The sequence below is a fragment of the Stenotrophomonas sp. 3diitr2024 genome, assembly GCF_042136455.1.
Classification (GTDB): Bacteria; Pseudomonadota; Gammaproteobacteria; order Xanthomonadales; family Xanthomonadaceae; genus Stenotrophomonas; species Stenotrophomonas sepilia.
In genome coordinates, this window is the sequence record NZ_JBHHMJ010000688.1 from 1 (window position 1) to 8,318 (window position 8,318).

At 67.4% G+C, this 8,318-nt stretch carries 11 protein-coding genes; 9 read left to right on the forward strand and 2 right to left on the reverse strand.

The annotated features are described in order from the left end of the window. From ABGA94_RS17695 to ABGA94_RS17715, 5 genes are all read left to right on the forward strand, one after another. On the forward strand, window positions 1-1,258 hold a 1,258-nt coding region (locus tag ABGA94_RS17695), incomplete at its 5' end, for a response regulator (protein WP_375367860.1). Further along, complete coding sequence (locus tag ABGA94_RS17700; RefSeq protein ID WP_005416310.1) at window positions 1,255-2,079, forward strand: protein-glutamate O-methyltransferase CheR; 825 nt, start codon at window positions 1,255-1,257, stop codon at window positions 2,077-2,079. The genes ABGA94_RS17695 and ABGA94_RS17700, both read left to right, overlap by 4 nt. Then, window positions 2,079-2,654, forward strand: coding sequence for a chemotaxis protein CheB (locus tag ABGA94_RS17705; RefSeq protein WP_049413816.1), 576 nt, complete (start codon window positions 2,079-2,081; stop codon window positions 2,652-2,654). Before ABGA94_RS17700 ends, ABGA94_RS17705 begins: the two co-directional genes overlap by 1 nt. Further along, window positions 2,651-3,784: a hybrid sensor histidine kinase/response regulator gene (locus tag ABGA94_RS17710; protein ID WP_095377692.1), complete on the forward strand. Its 1,134-nt coding sequence runs from the start codon at window positions 2,651-2,653 to the stop codon at window positions 3,782-3,784. The genes ABGA94_RS17705 and ABGA94_RS17710 overlap by 4 nt, the downstream gene beginning before the upstream one ends. A gap of 83 nt (window positions 3,785-3,867) precedes the next feature. Next, window positions 3,868-4,296: a BLUF domain-containing protein gene (locus ABGA94_RS17715; protein WP_005416313.1), complete on the forward strand. Its 429-nt coding sequence runs from the start codon at window positions 3,868-3,870 to the stop codon at window positions 4,294-4,296. 15 nt (window positions 4,297-4,311) lie between these two features. On the opposite strand, the gene ABGA94_RS17720 is transcribed toward ABGA94_RS17715, so the two are convergent. Further along, on the reverse strand, window positions 4,312-4,632 hold the full coding sequence (locus ABGA94_RS17720) for an ArsR/SmtB family transcription factor (protein ID WP_375367861.1): 321 nt from the start codon (window positions 4,630-4,632) through the stop codon (window positions 4,312-4,314). Window positions 4,633-4,723: 91 nt separating this feature from the next. Between ABGA94_RS17720 and ABGA94_RS17725 the strand changes: the two genes are divergently transcribed. The 3 genes from ABGA94_RS17725 to ABGA94_RS17735 are packed head-to-tail and all read left to right on the forward strand — an operon-like array spanning window position 4,724 to window position 6,691. Then, complete coding sequence (locus ABGA94_RS17725; RefSeq protein ID WP_005416315.1) at window positions 4,724-5,161, forward strand: YeeE/YedE family protein; 438 nt, start codon at window positions 4,724-4,726, stop codon at window positions 5,159-5,161. After that, window positions 5,158-5,595, forward strand: a complete 438-nt coding sequence (locus tag ABGA94_RS17730) for a DUF6691 family protein (RefSeq protein WP_375367862.1) — start codon at window positions 5,158-5,160, stop codon at window positions 5,593-5,595. Before ABGA94_RS17725 ends, ABGA94_RS17730 begins: the two co-directional genes overlap by 4 nt. Before the next feature lie 43 nt (window positions 5,596-5,638). Then, the gene (locus tag ABGA94_RS17735; RefSeq protein WP_053499905.1) at window positions 5,639-6,691 is read left to right on the forward strand and encodes a linear amide C-N hydrolase; all 1,053 of its coding nucleotides are present in this window, start codon (window positions 5,639-5,641) and stop codon (window positions 6,689-6,691) included. Here the strand turns inward: ABGA94_RS17735 and ABGA94_RS17740 are convergent. Further along, window positions 6,688-7,467, reverse strand: coding sequence for a DUF6491 family protein (locus ABGA94_RS17740; RefSeq protein WP_005416318.1), 780 nt, complete (start codon window positions 7,465-7,467; stop codon window positions 6,688-6,690). The genes ABGA94_RS17735 and ABGA94_RS17740 overlap by 4 nt on opposite strands. 81 nt (window positions 7,468-7,548) lie before the next feature. Between ABGA94_RS17740 and ABGA94_RS17745 the strand changes: the two genes are divergently transcribed. Continuing rightward, window positions 7,549-8,244 (forward strand): AraC family transcriptional regulator, encoded by a 696-nt coding sequence (locus ABGA94_RS17745; RefSeq protein ID WP_005416319.1) that lies wholly within the window; start codon window positions 7,549-7,551, stop codon window positions 8,242-8,244. The last annotated feature ends 74 nt before the right edge of the window (window positions 8,245-8,318 follow it).

Below are 8,318 nucleotides of genomic sequence, written 5' to 3' on the forward strand. Positions count from 1 at the left end.
CGCGCCCGTACGCGCTGCGACCGCTGCAGCGCCGGTTACTGCGATGGCCGGCGTAGCCGACGACCGCGGTCGCCGCCAGCGCGCCGGGCGCCTGATCCTGGCGGTCGAGGACGATGCCACGTTCGCCGAAGCGCTGGTGGCGCTGGCCCATGAACTGGACTTCGACTGCGTGGTGGCGGGCACGGCGGAAGAGGCGCTGGCCCTGGCCAGCGAACTGCGCCCGAACGGCATCCTGCTCGATATCGGCCTGCCGGACGTGTCGGGCCTGAGCGTGCTGGAACGCCTGAAGCGCAACCCGGACACCCGCCACATCCCGGTGCATGTGGTCTCGGCCACGGACCGCAGCCAGGTAGCGCGCGAGCTCGGCGCGATCGGTTTCGCGATCAAGCCGACCACGCGCGAGCGGCTGGTGACGGCCATCGAACAGCTGGAACAGACCAGCCAGCGCGACATGCGGCGGCTGCTGATCGTGGAGGACGACAACGAGCTGCGCCACAACCTGGAACTGTTGCTGGGCCGCGACCAGCTGCAGATCGTCGCCGTAGGCACTCTGGCCGGCGCACTGGAACAGCTCAGTACAGTCACGTTCGACTGCATGGTGATGGACCTGTCGCTGCCCGACGGCAGTGGCTACGACCTGCTCGAGCACATGGCCGGCAACGACGATGTCGGTTTCCCGCCGGTGATCGTCTATACCGGCCGCGCACTCAGTCGCGAGGAAGAGCAGCGCCTGCGCCGCTATTCCAAGAGCATCATCATCAAGGGCGCGCGTTCGCCCGAGCGCCTGCTGGACGAGGTGACCCTGTTCCTGCACAGCGTGGAGGCCAGCCTGCCCAGCGACCAGCAGCGCCTGCTGCGCGAGGCCCGCCGTCGCGACACCGTGCTCGACGGTCGGACGGTGCTGCTGGCAGAGGACGACGTACGCAACATCTTCGCACTGTCCAGCGTGCTCGAACCCCTCGGCGTTACGCTGGAGATCGCGCGCAATGGACAGGAAGCGGTGGATCGCCTGGCCGAGCGCGAGGTCGACCTGGTGCTGATGGACATCATGATGCCGGAGAAGGATGGCCTTGCTGCGATGCGCGAAATCCGCGCGCAGCGCCACCTGCAGGACCTGCCGATCATCGCGCTGACCGCCAAGGCCATGCCGGACGACCGTGAGCGCTGCCTGCAGGCCGGCGCCAACGACTACATCGCCAAACCCATCGACGTCGACAAGCTGGTCTCGCTGTGCCGGGTCTGGTGCTCGCGGCAATGAACGAGCAGGCCCTGTTCGACCTGGAGCTGAAGGTGCTGCTGGAAGCGCTTTACCAGCGCTACCACTACGATTTCCGCAGTTATGCGGTGTCGTCGCTGCGCCGGCGGATCCGCCAGGCCATGCAGCGCTATGAGTGCGAGCGGCTGGCCGACCTGCAGCACCGCCTGCTGCACGAGCCGGACCTGTTCGCGCAGGCGATGCAGTTCTTCACCGTGCAGGTCTCGGAGATGTTCCGCGACCCGGCCTATTTCCGCGAGCTGCGCGAGCAGGTGGTGCCGGTGCTGCGCACCTACCCGTCGGTGAAGCTGTGGGTGGCCGGTTGCAGTACCGGCGAGGAAGTGTGGTCGCTGGCGATCCTGTTGCACGAGGAAGGCCTGCTGGAGCGCAGCATCGTCTACGCCACCGACATCAATCCGGCAGCCCTGGCCACCGCCGAGGCCGGCGCCTATGGCATCGACCGGATGGCCCAGTTCAGCCGGAACTACCTGGCGGCCGGTGGCACCGCCTCGCTGTCCGACTACTACGCCACGGCCTACGATGGCGCGGTGTTCGATCGCCAGCTGCGCCGCAACGTGGTGTTCGCCGACCACAGCCTGGCCACCGACACCGTGTTCTCCGAGGTGCATCTGGTGTCGTGCCGCAATGTGCTGATCTATTTCAACCGCGATCTGCAGGACCGCGCGGTGGGCCTGTTCCGTGAAGCGCTGGTGCATCGCGGCTTCCTTGGCCTGGGCAGCAAGGAGTCGCTGCAGTTCGGGCGCCACCACGGCGCGTTCGAGACCTGCTCGCGGGAGCATCGCCTGTACCGGAAGGTTGCCTGATGGCACTGCCGACACGACCGGCCGTGCTGGTGATCGGGGCCTCTGCGGGTGGGGTTGCGGCGCTGCAGGCGGTGCTCGGCGCGCTGCCCGCGGCTCTACCGGCGCCGGTGCTGGCCGTGCTGCACCTTCCGCGCGACCGCAGCAGCCGCATCGCCGAAGTGCTGGCGCCGTACTGCGCGCTGCCGGTGCGCGAGGCCGAAGACAAGCAGCCGCTGCAGCCAGGCACGGTGACCTTTGCGCCACCGGACTATCACCTGCTGGTGGAAGACGCCGGTTCGCTGGCGTTGTCGGTGGACGCGCCGGTGCTGTTTTCGCGCCCGGCCATCGATCCATTGTTCGAGTCGGCTGCGGCCGTGTTCGGCGCGCAGGTGCTGGCCCTGCTGCTGACCGGTGCCAGCAGCGATGGTAGTGAAGGGGTGGCCGCAGTGCGCGCCGCCGGTGGCCGCGCCTGGCTGCAATGTCCCGAGGAGGCCGAGGCATCGATGATGCCGGCCTCCGCCCTGCAGCACGCCGGCGCCGATGCCGTGCTGCCCCTCGAACTGATGTGCCGTCGCCTGAAGGAGCTGTTTGCATGAACCTGCTGCCACCGGACCCTGCGCAGTCGCAGACCCCGGTCAACCTGCTGATCGTCGATGACGTGCCGCAGAACCTGGTGGCCATGCAGGCGCTGCTGCAGCGCGAAGGCGTCAACCTGCTGCTGGCGGGCTCGGGCGCGCAGGCGCTGGAACTGCTGCTCGAGCATGAGGTGGCGCTGGCCCTGCTGGACGTGCACATGCCGGAGATCGATGGCTTCACCCTGGCCGAGCTGATGCGCGGATCACACCGCAGCCGGGATGTGCCGATCATCTTCCTGACCGCCTCGCCGGACGACCCGCTGCGCGCGTTCAAGGGCTACGAAACCGGCGCGGTCGACTTCCTGCACAAGCCGGTGGCGCCGCAGGTGATCCTGAGCAAGGTCAATGTCTTCATCGAGCTGTACCAGCAGCGGCAGCTGCTGAAGGCGCGCAACGAGGCGCTGGAGCGCTCGCTCAAGCTCAACGAGACGATGGCGGCGGTGCTCACCCATGATCTGCGCACGCCGCTGTCGGCGATCCTGCTGTGTGCCGACAAGCTGGCGCTGGAGCTTCCTGCGGGCAATGACGGCGCGCAGCAGACCCTGAAGCACCTGGAAGCCAGCACGCTGCGCATGGCGCGCATGGTCGAGCAGCTGCTGGACTTTTCGCGGATCCGCAGCGGCGGGCTGCGCCTGCAGGCCAGCGCCTGTGATCTTGCCGAGGTCACGCGTGCGGTGGTGGCCGAAGCGGGCAGCGCCCACGGCCACGCACGGGTGCATCTGGATATGCTGGGCGATACCCGCCTGCAGGGTGATCTGGATCGGCTGGGACAGGTTGCCGCCAACCTGATCGGCAATGCGCTCACCCATGGCAGTGAGGCGAGGGTGGAGGTGGACGGCCGTGATCCGCGCAGCGTGCTGCTGCGGGTGAGCAACGCGGGACGGATCGACGACGCGCTGCTGCCGCGCCTGTTCGAGCCGTTCAAGGCCAGCTTCCATCCCAGCAATGGCCTGGGGTTGGGCCTGTATATCGTCGATCAGTTCGTGCGCGCACACGGCGGGCACATCGCAGCGCGCAATGAAGCCGGTCAGGTGGTGTTCGAAGCCCGGTTGCCGAGGCGCACAGAGGGGCTGCCGGCGGCCGCTACCTGAATTCTTCAGGGAACACCTGCGGGCACTGAGACGGACTCGTCCGCAGCTGCTACCGTGGGTGTACATCTTGTCAAGGAAGCGCCATGCCACTGCGTGCCATCGCCTACGTCAGCCAGGCGCTGCCGGATCTTTCCGCTGAACGGCTGCGGGCGCTGGTCGATGATGCAGCCCGTTTCAACAAGATGGCGGGCGTGACCGGTGTGCTGCTGCATGACGGCGGGCGATTCCTGCAGTACATCGAAGGGCCGCCGGATGGTATCGATTCGGTGTACGAACGCATCCTGCAGGCCGGTAGCCATATCGACATCATCGAACTGGCGCGTGGCCGCCTCGGCCAGCGCCAGTTTCCGTACTGGTCGATGCGCGCGTTGCCAGTGGAGGAGGCGCTGCTGCGGCAACTGTCTTCCAGCGACTGGTCAGGTTTCACCCGCGCGTTGCATGGTGACCTGTCGGCGCCGACCCCGGTGGATCTGCTCGATCAGGTCGTGCAACCGGTGCTGCACGCAGGTTGAACCTGCGTGGAAGGTTCAGCGCGCTGCACTTCCGCAGTACGCCGCGTGCAACGCCTGCAATACGCCCAGCGCCGGCCCTTCCACCACCCGGTAGTGGATCGACTGCGCTTCGCGCCGGGTCGCGACGATGCCAAGTCCGCGCAGCACCGCCAGATGCTGGGACAGCGCTGATGCGCTGAGCCCGGTCAGTGCCTGCAGTTCCGGTACTGGCGCCTCGCCTTCGACCAGCCGGCACAGCACGCGCAGCCGTGCAGGATGGGCCAGGCTTTTGAGCAGCGCCGCGGCCTGGGCGGCATGCCCGGCCATCGCGGCACTGTCGAGCTCGATGCGGGCCATGGTTGACCTTTTGGTTTAGATAAAGCTAATTTAGAAAAAGCTAATTCAAAAGGCAAGCGAATGAAATGAACGGAGCAAGCGGAGGCAGGTCATGACCGTGCCATGGGCCGCCGTCGCGGGGGGCGCATTGATCGGTGCGGCGGCGGTGGTGTTGCTGGCGACCACGGGCCGGGTGGCCGGCATCAGCGGCATCGCCGCTGGCAGCGTGCGCGCAACGCCGGGCGATCGAGGCTGGCGCTGGGCATTCCTGCTCGGCCTGCTTGCCGCTGCAGGGGGTGTGCTGTGCTGGCAGGCCGTGCCAGATCAAGCGCCCCGCGACCTGTTGCGTGACGCCTTGCCGGCGTGGCAGCTGGTTGGCGCCGGCCTGCTGGTCGGATTCGGTACGCGGTTGGGCAACGGCTGCACCAGTGGTCATGGAGTGTGCGGCATGGCCCGCGGCTCAATGCGGTCGCTGCTGGCGGTGCTGGTATTCATGGCCTGCGCAATGCTGACTACATTCCTGATCCGTCATGGCGGGGGCTTCGCATGAGCCGCGTGATGGTGGCCGCCGGCGCGGCAGGGGCGCTGTTCGGCGCGGGCCTGGCGCTGGCCGGCATGACCGATCCGCGCCGCATCCTCGGTTTCCTCGACATCGCCGGCGATTTCGATCCCACCTTGGCCTGGGTGCTGGCCTCGGCACTGCTGGTCAGCGCGGTCGGCCAGCGCTGGGTGCTGCAGCGCCCGCGGCCGTCATGCGCAACGCGCTTCCAACTGCCCGCTGCGCGCGGTGTCGATGTACGCCTGGTGCTGGGCGCGGCATTGTTCGGAATGGGTTGGGGTTGGGCAGGCTATTGCCCGGGCCCTGCCATCGCCGGGCTGGCGGTGGGATCGCGCGAAGCGCTTTGGTTCGTGCCGGCCATGCTTGCAGGTTTCTGGCTGCACGATCGCCTGGTTCGCCGGGGCTTCACCGCTGTGTCACCCTGAATCGGGTCATATCCACGGATCACGGGGAAAGGAGTGCAACGACATGGCACGGATGAAGTGGAAGGAAAGGGCACTGCTGGCGGTCGCGCTGGCCGCCGCAGTGGCACCCGCGCTGGCCTGCACGCGCGCGGTCTACCTGGGCGACAACGGTGATGTGATCACCGCGCGCTCGATGGACTGGAAGGTCGATGTGGCGACCAACCTCTACGTGTTGCCGCGCGGCATCGCGCGCACTGGCCAGGCCGGGCCGAAGTCGCTGGCCTGGACGGCGCGCTACGGCTCGGTGGTGGCCACCGGTTATGACGTATCGACCACCGATGGCATGAACGAGAAGGGCCTGGTGGCCAACCTGCTGTGGCTGGTCGAATCGGAGTATCCGAAGCAGCGCGGCAACAAGCCGGGCCTGGCCATCTCGCTATGGGCGCAGTATGTGCTGGACAACTTCGCCACCGTCGACGAGGCGGTCGCGGCGCTGCAGCGCGAGCCGTACTCGATCGTCACCGACAAGGTGCCGGGCGAAGACCGCCAGGCCACGCTGCACCTGTCGCTGTCAGATGCCAGTGGCGACAGTGCCATCGTCGAATACATCGGCGGTCGCCAGGTGATCCACCATGACCGGCGCTACCAGGTGATGACCAATTCACCGATCTTCGAGCAGCAGCTGGCACTCAACAGCTACTGGCAACAGATCGGCGGCACGGTGATGCTGCCGGGTACCAACCGCTCAGCCGACCGTTTCGCGCGCGCCTCGTTCTACATCAACGCCATTCCCAAGTCCGAAGACCCGGTGGTGGCGCTGGCCAGCGTGTTCAGCGTGATCCGCAATACGTCGGTGCCCTACGGCATTACCACGCCGGGCGAGCCGAACATCTCCTCCACGCGCTGGCGTACCGTGGCCGACCACAAGCGGCGCTTGTACTTCTTCGAATCGGCATTGACCCCGAACACGTTCTGGGTCGACCTCAACAAGGTGGATTTCGGCGGCAAGGTGCTCAAGCTCGATCTCGGTCCGGACCAGCGCAATACCTTTTCCGGCGACGCGCTGGGCCACTTCGTGCCCAGCGCACCGTTCGCGTTCCTCGGCGTCGACGGTTAGTTCGACGCCTGGCTGGAAGCCGGATAGACCGCCTGGATCGTGCAGCCGCCGCGGGTGTACTGCGGCAGCGGCGCCAGCGCGTCGTTGCGCAGGTCACCATTCTCGAATCCGGCGGTGAGGATGCGATCGCCCGGATTGCCACAGATCAGGCCGTTCTGCATGCCGGAGTGGAAGCTCAGCTGTGGCGCACGGTCGAGCTGGCGGCAGTGGCTGCCAAGCTCCACGCGATAGTAGCGGTGACCCCCATTGCGATGCGGATTGGTCTCCACCAGCATGCCCTGCGGGTCGGACGACCACGCGCGCACGTTGCGCGTGGCAAAGCAGTACGACGGCGAACCACCGAAACTGCGGCGGATGTCCCTGCGCTCGCGGATGGTCAGTGCGGGCAGGGTGGCCATGCGCAGGCGGTCGCTGTCGCGGGCCACGCTGGCGTAGTCGCGATCCTGCACGGGGGTCACCGCGCTGATCGCGCAGCTGCGGCCATCGACCACCACACGCTCGCTGGGGCGACCGCAGGCCCAGCCGGCGGGTGCTTCAAGTTTCAGCGTGGTGGCACCGCGGACGCCGGGGCACTCTTCGCTGAAGTCGATCCGATAGGCCTGGCCCGAGGCGGCTCGCAGAGCGATTGAACGCGATGAAGCCTGCTCCACTTCCTGGACGCCGACCGCGTCCATGCAGTGCGGGGCCGGTGGCGTACGTTCCTGCGCGGAGGCCGAGGCGGTGAGCGCCAGGCCGAGGCTGGTGGCAAGCACCAGGGACAGCTGCTGATGGGTCATGACCTGCACTCCCTGCGTTGGATGACGGATCGACTATAGCAGCGGTTTGCACGGCCGTTGTTACACGCGCACACTGCCCGGATGGGCGCCATCTTCCATCTGCGGCACTACGGGCAGGCCACCGGCCTGGACCGCCATGACTACGCGCAGTGGGTGCTGCCGCTGCAGGGGGAACTGCAGTTCGAGATGGAAGGGCGCGGCGGCCGGCTGGACCTGCTGCAGGGGGCATTTGTCGCCGCCGGCGAAGCACATGACCAGATGGCGGACGGCCCCAATGGTTTCGTGATCGTTGATTGTCCTCCAGGCGTGCTGGATGACGGCACGCAGGAGCATCTGTGCCGCCAGCGCTGGCTGCATCTGCCGCTGGCGCTGCGGCAGCGCCTGGCCGCCGTGCAGGCAGGGCAGCCGATGCCGGCGTTGCTGCCGCAGTTGCTGCAGGTATTTGCACCGGCGGGCAGTGGCGCGCGCATGCAGGGCCTGTGCGCGGCGGTGCAGGCCGATCCCGGCCGGGCCTGGCCGGTTTCCCGGATGGCCGGAGTTGTCGGTGTCAGCGAGAGCCGGTTGCACACATTGTTCCAGCGCGAGTTCGGGCTGAGCCCGCAGGCCTGGCTCAGCGCGTGCCGCTTGCGTTGGGCCAAGCATCAGCTGCGCACCACCGCCGCGCCGATCAGCGATATCGCACTGGCCGCAGGCTATTCCGAACAGAGTGCACTGACCCGTGCGCTGCGCCGCGAATGTGGCCAGACCCCCGCTGCGTGGCGCAGGGGTGCCGGCTGATCTGTAGAGCCGAGCCCATGCTCGGCTGCCCTTATCTGCACAACGGTGAATCGCAGCCGAGCATTGGCTCGGCT